General features: G+C 45.0%; 15 protein-coding genes and 1 pseudogene. 7 read left to right on the plus strand and 9 right to left on the minus strand.

Annotation, left to right across the window (positions count from 1 at the left end):
- Positions 1-168: 168 nt before the first annotated feature.
- Together BCT81_RS07480 and BCT81_RS07485 are read right to left on the minus strand one after the other, a co-directional pair.
- A complete protein-coding gene (locus BCT81_RS07480) occupies positions 169-693 on the minus strand; it encodes a hypothetical protein (protein WP_102423711.1) in 525 nt (174 codons plus the stop codon).
- 40 nt (positions 694-733) lie between these two features.
- Positions 734-1,123 carry a VOC family protein gene (locus tag BCT81_RS07485; protein WP_102423712.1) on the minus strand — a complete coding sequence of 130 codons (390 nt, stop codon included), beginning with the start codon at positions 1,121-1,123 and terminating at the stop codon, positions 734-736.
- Between the two features lie 253 nt (positions 1,124-1,376).
- On the opposite strand from BCT81_RS07485, the gene BCT81_RS07490 reads away from it, so the two are divergent.
- Positions 1,377-2,216: a DMT family transporter gene (locus BCT81_RS07490; protein ID WP_241908179.1), complete on the plus strand. Its 840-nt coding sequence runs from the start codon at positions 1,377-1,379 to the stop codon at positions 2,214-2,216.
- 99 nt (positions 2,217-2,315) lie between these two features.
- Here BCT81_RS07490 and BCT81_RS07495 read toward each other — a convergent pair whose 3' ends face one another.
- Complete coding sequence (locus BCT81_RS07495; RefSeq protein WP_102423713.1) at positions 2,316-3,230, minus strand: LysR family transcriptional regulator; 915 nt, start codon at positions 3,228-3,230, stop codon at positions 2,316-2,318.
- 467 nt (positions 3,231-3,697) lie between these two features.
- Here BCT81_RS07495 and BCT81_RS07500 point away from each other — a divergent pair, with 467 nt between their 5' ends.
- Complete coding sequence (locus BCT81_RS07500) at positions 3,698-4,552, plus strand: SDR family NAD(P)-dependent oxidoreductase (RefSeq protein ID WP_102423714.1); 855 nt, start codon at positions 3,698-3,700, stop codon at positions 4,550-4,552.
- A 2-nt stretch (positions 4,553-4,554) separates the two neighbouring features.
- Here the strand turns inward: BCT81_RS07500 and BCT81_RS07505 are convergent, their stop codons facing one another.
- Entirely contained in the window at positions 4,555-5,256 is a 702-nt protein-coding gene (locus tag BCT81_RS07505; RefSeq protein ID WP_102423715.1) for a lipoate--protein ligase, read from the minus strand.
- A gap of 227 nt (positions 5,257-5,483) precedes the next feature.
- Between BCT81_RS07505 and BCT81_RS07510 the strand changes: the two genes are divergently transcribed.
- The 4 genes from BCT81_RS07510 (at position 5,484) to BCT81_RS07525 (ending at position 9,554) form a co-directional block, all read left to right on the plus strand.
- Positions 5,484-6,383 carry a homocysteine S-methyltransferase family protein gene (locus tag BCT81_RS07510; protein ID WP_102423716.1) on the plus strand — a complete coding sequence of 300 codons (900 nt, stop codon included), beginning with the start codon at positions 5,484-5,486 and terminating at the stop codon, positions 6,381-6,383.
- A 113-nt stretch (positions 6,384-6,496) separates the two neighbouring features.
- A complete protein-coding gene (locus BCT81_RS07515) occupies positions 6,497-7,507 on the plus strand; it encodes a Gfo/Idh/MocA family oxidoreductase (protein WP_102423717.1) in 1,011 nt (336 codons plus the stop codon).
- A gap of 9 nt (positions 7,508-7,516) precedes the next feature.
- On the plus strand, positions 7,517-9,022 hold the full coding sequence (locus BCT81_RS07520) for an SgrR family transcriptional regulator (RefSeq protein WP_102423718.1): 1,506 nt from the start codon (positions 7,517-7,519) through the stop codon (positions 9,020-9,022).
- Between the two features lie 133 nt (positions 9,023-9,155).
- A complete protein-coding gene (locus BCT81_RS07525; protein ID WP_102423719.1) occupies positions 9,156-9,554 on the plus strand; it encodes a DUF1090 domain-containing protein in 399 nt (132 codons plus the stop codon).
- 119 nt (positions 9,555-9,673) lie between these two features.
- Here the strand turns inward: BCT81_RS07525 and BCT81_RS07530 are convergent, their stop codons facing one another.
- The 5 genes and pseudogenes from BCT81_RS07530 to BCT81_RS07550 all read right to left on the minus strand — a co-directional run bounded on the left by BCT81_RS07530 (position 9,674) and on the right by BCT81_RS07550 (position 15,275).
- Positions 9,674-10,786: an HDOD domain-containing protein gene (locus BCT81_RS07530; protein ID WP_102423720.1), complete on the minus strand. Its 1,113-nt coding sequence runs from the start codon at positions 10,784-10,786 to the stop codon at positions 9,674-9,676.
- A gap of 231 nt (positions 10,787-11,017) precedes the next feature.
- Complete coding sequence (locus BCT81_RS07535; RefSeq protein WP_102423721.1) at positions 11,018-12,073, minus strand: alcohol dehydrogenase family protein; 1,056 nt, start codon at positions 12,071-12,073, stop codon at positions 11,018-11,020.
- A gap of 14 nt (positions 12,074-12,087) precedes the next feature.
- Positions 12,088-12,587, minus strand: a pseudogene (locus BCT81_RS07540) (TetR/AcrR family transcriptional regulator).
- A gap of 164 nt (positions 12,588-12,751) precedes the next feature.
- A complete protein-coding gene (locus BCT81_RS07545) occupies positions 12,752-14,203 on the minus strand; it encodes a glutathione synthase (protein ID WP_102423722.1) in 1,452 nt (483 codons plus the stop codon).
- Between the two features lie 124 nt (positions 14,204-14,327).
- Positions 14,328-15,275, minus strand: a complete 948-nt coding sequence (locus BCT81_RS07550; RefSeq protein ID WP_008216036.1) for a LysR substrate-binding domain-containing protein — start codon at positions 15,273-15,275, stop codon at positions 14,328-14,330.
- Positions 15,276-15,395: 120 nt separating this feature from the next.
- Here BCT81_RS07550 and add point away from each other — a divergent pair.
- Positions 15,396-16,362 (plus strand): adenosine deaminase (gene add / locus BCT81_RS07555; RefSeq protein ID WP_102423723.1); only part of this gene is annotated, 967 nt, incomplete at its 3' end.

Here is a 16,362-nt window from a genome sequence, read left to right on the forward strand (position 1 = left end):
ATTTTTGGAGGAGAGGAATCATCAGGGAAAGATAGCAAAAAATAGAGGGGAGCGTTCCGCTCTCCCCCTCCACACAATAGATAATATAATTTTCACACAATGACTGATGTATCTCTGATTTTTTATTTAGTCATCTCGCCTTCGTAACACTGTTTCAAAGCTCGGCAATCAATGCTGCTCAAAATACTGATCATGTTGTGATTTAGCAGACTGATCTTGAGTTCCCGGATAGAACTGGACGAGTGTCTGGTCGGCGAGCGTAAGATGAATCCAACCTTCTTTAACCCTTAGCCAATTGGTGCCGTTTTTATCATAGACAATAGGAAAACGGCCCCAGCCAGAATCCGACACCTGTAACTCTTGAAAGCGCTCAATCGAGGTAAACTGATCGCTTTCGAAACTTGCATTCGAATAAACAGGCAAAGGTGCAATAGCATCGCTTGGTTTAAAGGTATAACAACTTACAGACGCAGAAGTGCGGTCAAACCATTGATATGGTTGAGCTCCGGTTAGATCATAAACCGTACAATCATTGAATTTTATAGCCCAGTCTTGATGATCTTTGAAGCCAAGGTAGCCAATCGGTTGAGATGGTTCGATTGTCGTCTCTGGTGCATCAACCTGCGCTAACTCCGAAGACGCACATCCCACCAAACTCAGACTAAAAACAAAAGCCAAAATGCGCTTCATCATTCCCCCTCAAATCCGTAAGTCATTCAATCAAGTCCTTACATTAAACGGTAAGTTCCAAGCGATTACCATCAGGATCGAGGACACAGCTCTCATAATATCCATCGCCCGTTCTTCTTGGACCGTCTAAACGTTCATAACCATCTTCGACTAAGCAGTGGGTCAGTTCATCGACGGCTTGTTCTGACCCCAACGAAATCGCCATATGAACAAAGCCAGTGAACTGATCATAGATGTCATCTTTCGATTCAGGAACCGAGTCCATCTCCATCAGTTCCAAGCGACTACCGGTATCAAAAGATAAGAAGTAAGAAGAAAAGCCTTTAGTTGGATTATGGTATTTCTGGTTAGACGTCGCACCGAAGTAATCTTCATAAAATCGTTTCAGTACTTCGAGTTGTTTGGTCCAAATCGCGATATGTTCAATCTTCATTTCTAGCACCTAATGTGGATATTTAGCATTAGGTTACTCCGCAAATAAGGCGCAATAAACAGAACAGAAAACGTCAAATACCTTCCTATTTATTTGGTGATATTTCACCCAGTCGCTGCGCAATATTGGCATATCAATTTGTGTAATAGATAGCTTTGCTCCATAGTCGGTGTTTTACACAATCGAGATTCAAACTGTGAGCTATTTTAAACTGATCATGCTAGCTGCTATATGGGGAGGCTCGTTCCTTTTCATGAGAATTGCAGCGAATCCTTTAGGCCCTGCGGTCCTAATTGAAGCGCGAGTTTTTTGTGCGGCAATCACCCTACTTTTGGTTTCTTTTTATCTAAAGAGAAAGCTCTCATTTAATGCTCATTCGAAACACTTTTTCATTCTCGGTTTGTTTAACACCGCACTTCCTTTTTTGTGTTTCGCTTATGCCGCTCAAACACTGAATGCTTCAACCCTCGCGATTTTGAACTCCACAGCACCGATATGGGCGGCAATCATTGGAGCGATTTGGACCAAAACTGCACTTGAGAGCAAGGTATTACTTGGGCTAGGTATTGGTGTTACTGGGGTTAGCGTGTTGGTTGGTTGGGATGCATTCAATATTGGCCAAGAAGCCATTCTTCCAATCTTTGCAGCCGTGATGGCCGCATTTAGCTACGGTATCGCGTCTAACTACACCAAAACAGCACCTAAGGTTGAAGCCTTCAACAATGCCCACGGCAGCATGTGGGCAGCAGTGTTAATCGTATTGCCCTTTGTGTTTTTCATGCCAATGCGAGAAGCACCCGATCTCACGATTACCACATCGGTCATCTTATTAGGTGCAGTATGTACCGGGTTAGCGTACCTGCTTTATTTCAATCTCATCAATGAGCTTGGTGCGCCTTCAGCGCTTTCAGTTACCTTTCTAATTCCCGTTTTTGGCATCCTTTGGGGTAACTTGTTCTTAGGTGAAGCTATTGGCATTAATACTGTGGTTGGCTCTATCTTGGTTATCACTGGTACCATGCTGGTGACCGGTTTATCTCCAACGCAGATGTTCAAAAATGCACGCCAAAAACGTCGCCAACGAGCAAGCTAAGTTCGGCATAATTTCACTTTGATTCTCAATAAAAGTGGAACAATCAAGAACAAAAGCGGCCTCATTTTAGAGGCCGTTTTTATAGTTCTATCTTCAGATTCAGCTGTTTTCAGACTTCTTCATGTATTGCTGAACCTTATCTCTTAACCACTGATGGGCAGAATTCAAGTCGGTTCTTTTATGCCAGATCATGTATTGCTGCATCGGAACAATTTCGAATGGTTGTTCCAATACTTGTAGCTGGAAGGTCTCCGCAAATTGATTAGCAAAATCACGTGACGTACTGCCTACGCAATCCGATCCCGCTACCAATACACACATGGTCATGATCGAATCACACTCTGCACTCACTTTCCTTTGCTTGAGTGGCGTTTTAGTGAAGTATTCTGCCGTGTATAGGCGAGTTCGACGCATCCGAAACGTAATGTGTTTTTCGTCATAATACTGCTCTTGTGTTACCGAGCCATTGATTCTAGGGTGACCTTTTCGAGCTATAAGCACTAGCTCATCTTCGATTACTGGCTTTGTCATATAGCCATTCACTTGCGGGTAATGAATATCGATCGCGAGATCCGCTTGCTGCATGCTCAAGCTTTGAAGCAACTCCTCTTCGTTGTTCGGCACCATGTTAAATTCGATTGAGATATTGCCTAAGGTCTTATCCCGTTCAACGAGAGGCTGAAGTTTGTTGAGGCCGATTTCGTTAACCAAAATTCGAAACACATGATGCTGCTGATTGTCGAACTGCTTTAACGTGCTCACCGCACTCGTAATTCCATCTAGAGCTGGTTCTATGCGACTTGCCAGTTGTACCGCCGCATTGGTCGGCGAGATACCCCGCCCTTCACGAATGAAAAGGTCAGTATCAAGTTGGGATTGCAGTCGCTTCAGCGCACCACTCACTCCCGGTTGAGTCATGCCAAGAGATTCAGCAGCTAAGGTGATCGACTTCAATCGATATACCTCTAAAAACACGCTCAGTAGATTCAGGTCTAGCTTTTCAACATCACTCACAGCTGCTCTCCATGTTCGCTTGTGGCCGTATTCAACATACGACAAGGTTTCATTCTGAACCGATACCTTAATACAACTAAAACACATCACTGTTCGTGATACGTTAAATAAAGCTTACTTTATTTTTTGCTATATGTGTTGGGTGTACCATTTATTCATCGTAACGAGTTCTTGATGGGAATAGCTCTAATAGTAACTTTAAATACTTGCTATTAAGTACCACAAGCCGGAGCGATATAACGATAACAACGTCAGACCAAGCTAAAATAGCCACAGGCTACTAACGACAAAGCCTCAACCAATTTCGACGGTTGAGGCTTACTCCCTTCTCAAAACTTTACACATCATAAATTAAGATTTTCTCAATAACGGACACATGCCTTCTCTCTATCCTGTGAGGTATTAGAAACTTTGCGCAATTAAACTTTGTTATAAAAGTGCTTCGGAATCGATATCAAGGGAAAGATATGCAGAAAACAATTCTGATCACAGGAGCCACAGATGGCATTGGTTTAGAGACCGCAAAAATGCTCGCTCAGCAGGGACACCACATTCTGATTCATGGCCGAAACCCTGCCAAGATCAACAAAGTTGCGGCAGCTCTATCTCGACTTTCTAAGACAGCAGTCATTGAAAGTTATGTTGCAGACCTATCAACACTCTCAGAAGTCGAAGCGCTCGCAACTCAGATAATGGCTAACCACCAGCGACTCGACGTTCTCATCAACAACGCTGGCGTGTATAAGGTGTCGAAAGTCACAACTCCAGATAATCTTGATGTGCGTTTTGTGGTTAACACCATTGCGCCTTATCTACTAACACAAAAACTGCTTCCTCTTTTTGATACGAACGGCCGTATCGTCAACCTATCTTCAGCAGCTCAGTCACCCGTAGATTTAAGTGCTCTTATCAGCCCAAATGCAGGAGAGTTAGATGGCCCCGTTTACGCACAAAGTAAACTCGCACTAACGATGTGGTCGATTGATTTGGCGAATGCCTTAGCAAATAGCCCATCAACTAATGGCCTCGCGGTTATTCCAGTAAACCCTGCCTCTTTCTTGGGGAGTAAGCTGGTCAAAGACGCTTATGGCGTTGATGGTAATGATCTTGCGATCGGCGCAGACATCCTTTGTCGGGCAGCGCTCAGCGATGAGTTTGCCGATGCCTCAGGAAGATACTTCGACAATGATTCTGGGTTATTCAAAGACCCTCACAACGATGCTCTTGATCCCACTAAAAACCGTAAACTGGTGGAAGTGATCGAGCGACTGTTGCAAGAAAAGTTATCCGCCGCCCCCCCATTGATTCCGGCAGACACATAGCACTACGCATACTTAATAAAAACTTGGCTCAATTGCTGAAACAGTGAGTCTACGTTGGGTATGGGCGTCACATGCTCAGACAGCAGAGTATGAACGTGCGGCTCTACAACGGTTGGATTGCCGCAAATCTGATTGTAAAAATTTACGGGTGCAACGATGTGCTCTAAATCAGCGTCTAACAAAATACAGGCTTGCGAAAGTACGATTTGACCGCCCCCTCGCTTGAGCAAAACACGTTGAGCCGTCCCTACTATTTTTTGCTTGCTGATGTTGAGGTTGTAATCGCCATCGCAATAAGAACCTGGAGTTGCGTGCACATCGACATCAACGCCTAACCCTTTAAAAAATTGAGTTAAAACATCACATAAATGCAGATAAGCTTTTTGAATATTGTACGCTTCATCGCTCGGCCAATGATAAATGTGCGACAAGTTAATCACGCCCGGTAGCTGGGGAACGGGAGCACCACCCGTTTTACGCGAAGAGAGTTGCCAACCTTGAGCCTCAAGCTGCTTTCTAGATTCCAACGTCACTGGCCACTTTTTACCTGCAGGCAAAACAAGTGTCGGCGTTTTGGCTTGCCACAACATTAAGGCTTGTCCAATCTCACCATTCTGTATTTGCTGCAGTAGCTCATCTTCTTTTTCAAACGCACGATCAACATCAATGTGCGGGTAACGCACGAGCTTATTCGTTAACTTCAATGCACTTTCCTCTACAACTTGTGAGTTCGAATTAATCACTAGCCCTAGATTAATAATATATCCCCCAAATCTAATACAACATAGCGCCAGAGGTACAAAATTTTATTATTCCTATCTATGCAGTATCGGCTTAGTTAAAAACCTCGTGCTTGGACAGCTTTAGTCAAGCAAGGTTGTCTGATATGGTGACGGCAGAACTTCAGCAATTGTTTTAGATAGTATTGAATATGAAAACACTCACCATACTTGATGGCGGCATGGGCCGAGAACTCAAAGAAATTGGCGCACCCTTCTCGCAGCCTCTTTGGAGCGCTCAAGCGCTGATTGAAGCTCCGGATTTTGTTAGCCAAGCGCACCAAAACTTTGTCGATGCAGGCGCTGAAATCATAATTACCAACAGCTATGCGTGTGTGCCTTTTCATTTGGGTGAAGAACTGTTCGCGCAAAGAGGATTCGTGCTAGCAGCGCTGTCTGGCGAATTAGCTAGAGCAGTTGCTGACCAAGCGCCTCAAGCGGTCAAAGTGGCAGGCTCTATTCCACCACCATTTGGTAGCTACCGACCTGACTTATTCAAAGTCGAACAAGCGGCATCTATCATTCAAACCCTCTACGATGCACAAGAACCAAATATCGATCTGTGGTTGGTAGAAACCCTATGCAGCGTGCAAGAGTTTGAATCCATTCATGGGGTACTCAAGCAATCAACGAAACCGTGTTACTACGCCTTTAGCTTAGAAGATACCAAAGGCGACTCTGCGTCTATTCGTTCTGGTGAGAGCGTAAAAGAAGCCGTCAAACTGGTTTGTCAGTCTAACGCGACAGGCATCATGTTTAACTGTTCAGTACCGGAAGTGATGGATCAAGCGATTATCGATACCAAACAGGTTATGGATGAGTTAGGCCAAGATCTAGAAATCGGTGTCTATGCGAATAACTTTGCGCCGATCAGCAGCGAACATGAAGCGAATGACATGCTTCAAGAGATGCGCGAGTTAGATGGCCAAGGTTACTTAGCTTACGCAAAACGCTGGCACGAACTTGGTGCCAATATTGTTGGTGGTTGCTGCGGTATTGGACCAAAGCACATTCAAGCTCTAGCGGATTGGAAGCGCTCCACACAAAGCTAAAACCGCCCTTTCGATTAGAATTACAAAAATAGAGAACAGATTGAAAGATCTGTTCTCTATTTGTTTGTGACGCCCCTAAGTACACTGAGACAAAACAACGATTGGAGTAAGTGATGAGTGACACGCAACGTAAGATTAAATGGGGTATCGCAGGGCTCGGTAATATCGCGAATAGATTAGCAACAGCGCTAACAGAGCACTGCTCATTTGGCGAACTCTACGCGGTGTCAGCACGTGACCAATCAAGAGCGGCTCTGTTTGCTAATAAGTTTGATTGCGATAAAGCTTATGGATCTTATGAAGCCATGGCTCAAGATCCCGATGTTGAAGCGGTGTACATTGCCACGGTTCACCCTTATCACAAACCTCTAGCCAAGCTATTTCTCAGCCATAACAAGCACGTATTGGTAGAGAAACCAGCCTTTACCAACCTTGGTGATTGGTTAGAAATGAAAGCTCTGGCAGAGCAAAATGGCGTAATGTTGCTAGAAGCGATGAAGACCATCGTGTTCCCAGCTTATCGCGAGCTTACAGCATTTTTAACCAGCAACCAGATTAAGCTTGATTCGATAGAAGCCAGCTTTGGCAACGAGCACGACTACGATCCTAACCTGTTTATCTTCAACCCGGATTTAGCCGGCGGGGCAACACTTGATGTTGGAGTGTATGGTCTGTGGTTCTTCTACGATTTATGTCGCACTCTTGGGATTACGCCTTCTATACCTCAAGTCGAAATGTCGAGCCTCTATGAAGGTTCAAATGTAGATACCGATTCGTGCTTCCAGTTCTCCGGAGAGATCAACGCGGCTATATCGGCTTCGACGGTAAGAAACCTGCCACGCGCAGCGCGATTAACGGGCCCAGATATCGCCATTACGATTAAAGAGAAGTGGTGGAACCCAGCCCATATAACGGTGGAGTACAAACAAGAAACCTTCACCATCGAGCACCCCGTCCAAGGTAATGGGTTCGAGTATCAAATCGAGCACTTCTCGCAACTTGTATTAGAAGGAAAACTTGAGTCTGATATCCTAAGCTCAAAGATAAGTGCACAGGTTCTTGAAACCATGGAAAAAGCGCTCGCTGATGCAGGCTACCAACACTTAACTCAACCTAACATTTAGGAATTCGAATTGGGCAACCTAAAGCGCAAGCTTGAACTGTACGAAAAGATATTTCAGGCTTTTGGGCCTGGAGCATCACGCTGCCAAGTCAGTCAAATCGCAACGCTTCTACATGTGAGTGAGCGTCACGTTCAAACTCTACTCAAAGCAATGACAGCGCAAGGCTGGATTGAGTGGCAAGCCAGTTCAGGGCGCAATAAAAAGGCACAACTCACGTGTCTGATTGAACCGATGGAAGCGTGCTACCAATACGCAAAAAGCCAAGCAGATTCCGGCAATATCGAGCAGGTCTTCAGCACCTTAAGTTATAATGGACGCAATGCTGGTACAGAGCTGCAAGCCTTTCTAAACAGCACGAATCAATCGGCGCAGAGCGTCGCGTACATACCCTTCCACCGTGAATTAGAAGCGCTTCACCCTCAGCGTGTACTGAGACGCACCGAGCGTTTCTTAGTAATGCAGATTTGCCAGCGTCTCACCTCTGTACAACAAGGTAAATTATGTGGCGACTTGGCTTATCATTGGCAACCCAATGAAGATGCAACGATCTGGCGTTTCCAAATTCGTAATGGTGTGCAATTCCACAACGGCCGAACAATGGAAGCTCAAGACATAGCACACTGTCTGAGTTTGCTCTCTTCAAACAAGTTATGGTATCGCTGCTATCAGCATATTACTGAAGTCTCTGCGTCTTCAGGCAATATCATCACAATAAAACTCAGCAAGACGGATTGGCATCTGCCCCGCTTGCTTGCTAGAGCCGAAGCATCGATTTTTGAACCTAATTCTGTCGAGAGGCTGGTCGGTTCCGGCCCATTCTCATTGGCGATCTTCTCAAACAAGATGCTAAGACTGAACCGCAATGATGCGTATTCAAATCAGGTTCCGATCCTAAATCGAGTCGAATTATGGGTTTACCCAGAGTGGGCAGAGAGTAAAGCGTGTGCTCAAAATCAGGTGTGCGTAAAAATGCCTGAAAAGACACTCAAAGTTGGCGAATACGGCTGTGGACATGCTCAGAGTCATGGTTCTACTTTTTTCCAAATTCAAAACCCAGGGTTGTCTTCACCCAATCGAACATTCACCGTCGAAGACACCTCGGAATGCCAAGCTTTTTTCAAGCAATCTTCAGCGCCTGGTGAAACTAAACTCAACGTCGAGTATGGGGATTTTTCAACAATAAGAGACGCTGCTTTATGCAGCATTATCGATGAAAACCACTCATTCTCTTCTTGGTTAGGCTTCTTCACCCGTTTCCCTTTCGAAGATCTGTCACTACCCGTTGAAATGCTCGCAACCATCGAACAGGCTTTAACCTCAATTCAGTGCGAACCAGACTTTGAACAAGCCGCCGAAACGCTCTTGAAACTCAAATGCTGGCTATACAAGACTGAAGTAGTGGTTGAGCTTAAGCAAGAGGCATTCAATCTTGAGGTATCTGAAAAAATACGCGGAGCACGAGTAAATGGATTCGGTTGGTGTGACCTCGATAAGTTGTGGGTTAGCCATATTTGATTCTATCTTTAATAGAGATAAGTCATTCTACACATAGACTTACCTTTAACACTCTTCTGCCATAAGCAATGCGTGCGGGTGTTAAGTTGCGATGAAACTAGGCTCAAACCAAAGAACCAGTAGAAGGTAAATCATGAATCGACACCTAAAAGGCTCAATACTGCTCCTCAGTGCATTTTCTTTTAGCAGTATGGCAAGCACGACCTGCAACTCACTTACTGGCTGTGAGAAAAAGTTTTGTGAGATCGAGTATCAAATCGAACAAGCTAAGCAATACGACAATCAATACAAAGTCGACCGACTCACAACGGCATTAAAAGCGGCAAAAGAAAACTGCACCAACGAAGGTTTGAAAGACGACCTTCGTGCAAAAATCGAATCCAATGAGGATGATTTGGCTGAATACCAAGCCGACTTAGAAGAGGCCAAACAAGGCAACAGGTCGGACAAAATTAAAAAGTATCAGCGCAAGATAGAAAAAGAGCAGCGTAAAATTGATGACTTAAAGCAAGAACTGTCTGAAATCCCTTAAATCAAATTCGCGCACATCAAAGCGGCTTCAATAAAAAAATGGTCTTACTCATTCGTAAGACCATTCACAAATAACTGCTATAAATCAGCAACCACAGTCAACACAACAACGCCAATGGCTTATCCAGCCAACGCAACCATAGACTCTTTATAGATGCGGTTGGCCACCTTGTAGGCGGCAGGTGACGTCAGTATCTCCTTACATCGGCTCTTAAATTGCTCGATATCTATCGCCTGAGCATCCAATAAATACGTCAGCTCACTCAACGAGTTAGCCTCAAACACGGCTTGGCCAAGCGGTGTGCATGCGTAGCGGCTCGACTCTTGATAGCCAATAGCTGTCAATACCGACTCCGGCAACTCCCAGAACTTAGCAATGGTATAGGTGAGGCGAATAGAGTAACTGTTGATCAAACGCTTCAACGCCAATGAGTTAGGTGGCACAGAAGGGTCAACATGTTTGAAGGCCTCCACCATCATTTGGAAAATGATCATCTTACCTAGGTTACGGATCAGCCCAATAAAATAGGCGCTAGCCTGGTCTTCTTGAGATGGCGACTCTTTCATTAACTCCTTTGAAAAAGAAGCCGTTTGGATGCTGTGATTCCAAATTTTCTCACCGAAGTGGCGCCAATAAATATTGTTGCCCGGGGTTAAGTTCTTCATGTAAGAATTAACCACACCCTCCACCAAGCCTTGAGAACCCATATTTAAGAATGCGGTTTTTAGATCGGTTACCTGTTTTTCACTGCGTTTGTAGTATACGCTGTTCGCTAATTTAATCACATCAGCTGCCATGCTCGGCTCTCGCTCAATCACCTTTAGCAGGGCATCAACATCAAACTCATCGCTCTGTAGTTCACCCATTAATGTCGTGACAGAAGCAGGCATCACAGGCAATTCATTGAGAAGCGCTTTAGGAGAACGAATTAAACGTTCAACTTGGCTGGCCACAAAGTCGCTAAATGGATCAGATTCCGTTCGCAGACATGACTCTCCAAACAGATAATCAAGAAATTCTCCATCATGAAGGCTCATCGATTTATCGACGATTAATGATGATGGTTGATTTGACGAAGGCGGAACAAAGATTGAAGGCTTAACTGCCGTTTGCGCTTGAGAGCAACCCAGATCAGAGACGACTTTTTGAGAGGCACTTTGTGAGGAAGTTAATTGCTTACCTTGCTTGGAGGCGAAAGGGGAAAATAGTGCCTTTAATACCCTTTTGAACATCAATACGGCTCCTAGATGAATACAACATAAATCGGGATATATAACGGCGGTGATTATCGCACAGGTGACTCATAAACCATACAATGATAAATGAATCATTAATTTTTTAGCTGTATATAATCTATTACTCTTCAAGCTGTTAAAGCAAAATGATACATCTCCTAAAACAAAAATAGCGAGCTAATAGCACTTGCTCGCTCTCTCATATATTGGAAACATGAGCTAATTAAACTAACGCTCAGCGACTTCCAATACGATCTTACCAACGTGCTTTTTCTTCAAAAATTCATCTTGTGCTGTATGGATATCAGCAAGCGGGAAAGACTGCGCAACAATCGGCTTAATCTGCTGTTTTTCAATGTGGTTAACTAAGTTTTGGAACACTTGCGGCTCCAACACCGTGCAACCGAAAAAGCTCAGGTCTTTTAGATACAGAGTACGAACATCAAGCTGAACCATCGCACCACCAATTGCGCCAGACACGGCATAACGACCATGTGGCTTTAAGGCTTCAAGGAATTCAGGCCACTTGTCACCGGCGACTAAATCGATCACAACGTTAACGCTGCTTTCACCCAAGACTTCGACTAAATCAGCATCGCGAGCAATGACCTCATCGGCACCTAGCTCTAGCAACTGTTGATTTTTACTTGGACTAGTAATCGCAATCACATGTGCACCACGAGCTTTTGCCAATTGAATCGCCGCAGAGCCGACACCGCCTGATGCACCAGAGATCAACACGCGATCGCCTTCAGTCACATTTGCTCGAGTCAGCATGTTTTCTGCTGTCGAGTAAGAACATGGGAAAGACGCCAGCTCAACATCCGACATACTACTGTCCACCACATAAGCGTGCTTTGCTGCGACTTTAGTGTATTCAGCAAAACCGCCATCACACTCAGAACCGAAATACCATGGTTGTGGCAGATCTCGCCCATACACTTCCGTTAAACAAGGTTCGATAAGGACACGCTCACCAATACGATCTTCAGAGACTTCATTACCGACTGCTACAATGAAACCACACACGTCAGCACCTTGGATTCGAGGGAACTTTAACGCTTCACCCGACCAACTGGCATCGTCTGAGTCATCGCTTTTTGAGTACCAACCGATTCGTGTGTTGATGTCCGTGTTGTTAACGCCTGCTGCCATCACTTTGATCAGCACTTCATTAGGTTCGATTTGAGGAACAGCGATATCTTCGCGGTAGCCAAGCATTTCTGCTCCGCCGTGACCCAACATCTCTACGCCTTTCATCATTTTCGGTATTTCGAATTTCATCGTGTTTCCTCGAGTTATTTTCTCACCATATTCTGTGCCGATGCCACGGCTTCTTCGCCTAATACTGGCCACGCGCTTGATACGCCTTCATGAAGTAAAAACAGGGGCGTTGCGAGATCATCTCGCAGGCTCTGCTTGCCAATAAGCACTCGAACCTGTTCTTTGTGTTGCGTAACTGCTTGGTTAATAAGCTCATTATCTGGGAAAGCAGCAATCGCATTCATCGACATACAGCCGTGCGTGCATACTCTTCTAACCATTGTTGGAGCTTGTTGAAGATATGAGTAACCGATTCCAACCCAGCCTCTGGCGACGCCTCCAGTAAAAAATCGAGATAGCGTTGGTGTCGGTATTCCAATGCACCAACAATCATCGCTTCTTTTGAAGGGAAGTGTTTATACAGGGTTCTTAGGCTGACATTACACGCCGTCTTCAGCTGTGCAACACTCGGCTCCGCAAAGCCGTGCTGGCTGAACGCCACTTCAAGGCTTGCTGCTATTTGCTCTCTCAACATAGTGCTCTCTCAATACCCGACAAAGGGTAGAATGATTGTTCTACTTACGGGGTAGAACGATCACTCTATCCATGTCAATAGTGAGATTCATAGACACAATCTTCAAGGGGACCAGATACAAAAAACCAGAACGTGGGTTCTGGTTTTTGTTGAGGGCTAATAAACTAATTAATCAGCACCAATGAATCGAGAATCCCTTTACCGCTATGGATCCCGCCTTCGTTTTCGCTGGCTGGCTTACTGCGGATTAAGTAGCCAGCATAACCGTCCAGTTCGGTTACTGGTTCACCTTTGAAGTAAGCGGTGAATAGGCCGACCTCGCTGACTAGATCTGTTACAAGTGTTTGCTGGGTGTCACGCACTGCAATAGTCGGTACGTCACGCTCATGCGGGTACAAACGCTGCATCAATGCCCACGCGTCGTACTCTTCTGGCTTAAGTCGACTCAGTTGATCGCTGATATCATCGCCGAATACACAATGACCGCCGCCCTCGCCTTGGTTTTTTAGCACCCATTCTTGCTTATTCGCTTGCGTGTTAAACCATTCGATCGACTCACTAGTGATTGGCTTCATATCGGCTAAAACACTCTTCACCAGTTCAGCTTCTTCTAGCGTTAAACCCCAACGCGCATATTCTGACGCAGGCATCATGGTCAGCAGCATTTGCATGGTTTTACTGGTCGCTAACTGTTGGCTGATAGTCGCGTTCATTGCGACATGGTGTTGTTCCATAAATAAGCGAGTCTGACTTAGCGTGTGGCAACAAACCGATTCGTTGAGTTCTGGAGCCCAGTAATCTGAATACTGATAGCCAGCTCTTAGATACACCACATCGACTGCGCCAACATCTTGCAGTAACAAGCGCTGGTTATCTACAGTTGAAAGCTGACAGCTCAACTGGTCAAAGGTACGACGCACCGTGCGAATGCCCTGTTTTTGCAGTTCAATTTCAAGCAAGTGCTGGTCATAGACGTTATCCTCGTTCTTCTGCACTACCATCAAAAATGTAGGTTGAGCTGAATCATCAAAGTGATCGCTTACCTTTCTTGCCGAGGTAGCAATACCGAAAGCCAATTGTTCAAGCCCTCGGTTTTCTGCCGGGATTGCGGATGAATCTTCCAACCAATTTTTATAAGTATCTGGCCACTGATTATTCATGAACGCGTGAAATTCAGTCGCGCGCTGACCAAAGGGTGCCATACCTGCTGCGATGCCATTGAACTCTATTACTTTTGCTCCATGTTGACGGTCATCCATAAAATCGGTTCGCATCAATAGCAAAGGTTGGCGGGCAGGGCTCAAGCGTTCATCGGCACTGCCATGAGCTTGTTGATGAAGTGCCATTAAGCGACCAAAGAATGGATCGGCTTGCGCCATATCGCTCAATGACGACTGCAGAAAATCATGATCTTCCGATACGTTGCTGATCAGCTTGGTGATAAGCGGAGTCACGCGACGCAAATGTTCATAAACCTCACGCTCCATTGTCATTGGCGCTAGGCTAAATGGGCAATGCCTTGCGGTATTATTAGCTTGTCGAAAAGCGACACCGTGCATGATCGCCCACTCACAGGCATCTTCAATTATTTGTTGTGGAATCAATGACGCTGACATTGGATTCATTTTGCTCTCTCACTATTATCGGGGAATTACGCCCCCAATTAAGACGATACTCAGGCTGAAAAGACGGACGAAAAGCGAAAAATATTTTACGAATTACAATGTATTCAACCACCATCTACTCTTGAGTGTCTTGCGTCTTGTTAACAATCAGCTCTCGCAGCCAGCGATGGCTAGGCTCAGAATCAAAATAACGGTGCCACAACAAGAATAACCCGCCTGGTACCAAATCGATGGGAACGGGCTTCATCACTAATTCACCGCTATCGATATAATCGCGCACCGAGTTGTACGGATAGCACATCAACAGGTCGCTCTGTTTACACAGTTTGATAGCACTAGTGATATCCGACACGTTGGCGGCCTTGTTGATCTCTAACTGCTTAGCGTTAAGTACTTCCATCAATAACCAGTCGCCCGCTCCACCCGTCACCAATTGTATGTGTCGATACTTAAGAAAGGTGTCGAGGTTCCACTCTTCTTGCAAAGCAGGGTGATCGTTACGCATCAAACAAACGGAATAATCCAGGCATAGCTCAACGTAATCCAATTCATCCGGAATACATTGCACATGGGTTGAGGCGCGTTCATCTAATTCAAAAATACCGATACCAAAATCGACTTCTCGCTTGAGCAAACGTTTGAAACTATCACTACTCCACGTAGAACTGTTGATGGTGATATGGGGTGCATCGGCAAGCGCTGTCGGCATAAATTGCGGATAAACCGCAGTGTAGGCGGTCTCAACAAGGTCTATAGTGAAAGTACGCTCACTCTCCTTAGGATCGAACACCTCAGGGACAGTTAGCTTTTCGATTTGCAGCAAAATTTGGTGAATTTTAGGCGCCAATACGAGTGCTTTTGGGGTTGGGAATAGCCCTTTAGACTCACGCTCAAATAGCGGGTCGTCAAACAAAGCTCGCAGCTTGGTAAGTTGTTTGCTTACCGCAGATTGGCTCAAAAACAGCCGCTCTGCCGTTTTGCTCACACTACGCTCTTCAATCAGAACATGTAAGCACAGCAGCAAATTCATATCGCATTTAAGTAAGCTTTTAACATCGACCATGATATTCCCCAAATTCAGGTTAATGATGATTATTTGTCACTTTAAATCATATCATGCTCTTGGTAAATTTAGCGCATGTGAGTTAACACACTCAAAGAATAATAGAATTAAGGAATACTCATGGATTTTCTAGCACTACCAAAGATTGACTTACACTGCCACCTAGACGGAAGTGTTCGCCCAGATACGATTATTGATCTAGCAAAACAGTACAATATCGAACTACCTGAAGACCGTGATGCGGTTGTTCAATCTCTAACTGTGCCAGAAGATTGCAAAAACCTAGATGAGTACCTAGCTTGTTTCAGCCTGCCACTTAAAGTGATGCAAACTGAAGAAGCGATTGAGCGTATCTCTTTTGAGCTTTACGAAGACGCAGCACTAGAAAACGTTAAGTACCTAGAAGTTCGTTTCGCACCAATCCTGCACGTGAATAAAGGCCTGTCTCTTGACGCGATCATTGCAAGTGCAGTGAAAGGCATGAAGCGTGCTGAAGAGAAATACGACATCAAGGGCAACTACATTATGTCTGTACTGCGTATGTTCCCTAAAGATTCAATCAAAGATGTGATCGATGCAGGTAAGCCATACCTTGGTAAAGGCGTTGTAGCATTTGATATTGCTGGCGGTGAAAAGCCTGGTTTCTGTGCTGAGTTCCCTGAATACACGCAATACGCGATCGAACAAGGCTACCGAGTGACGGTTCACGCAGGTGAGCAATGGCACGGTCAAAACGTTTACGACGCAGTGACTATGCTGGACGCTGAGCGTATCGGTCACGGTGTTCACATCCAAGGTAACGAAGATGCGTACAACATTGTGAAAGAGAAACAGGTTGCGCTTGAAACTTGCCCAACAAGTAACGTTCAAACTAAGTGTATTCACAAATTCAGCGACCACCCAATTTCTGAATTCAAGAAAGATGGCATCGTTGTAACAATCAACACAGATAACCGCACTGTGTCGAACACAACAATGACTAACGAAGTGAAACGCGTATGTGAAACTTTCGACCTAACGAAAGAAGATTACGCAGAAATCTACAAGTACTCTGTAGAAAGCGCATTTGCCTCAGACGAAGTAAAAC

It is taken from the genome of Vibrio sp. 10N.261.52.A1 (assembly GCF_002876325.1).
GTDB lineage: Bacteria > Pseudomonadota > Gammaproteobacteria > Enterobacterales > Vibrionaceae > Vibrio > Vibrio chagasii.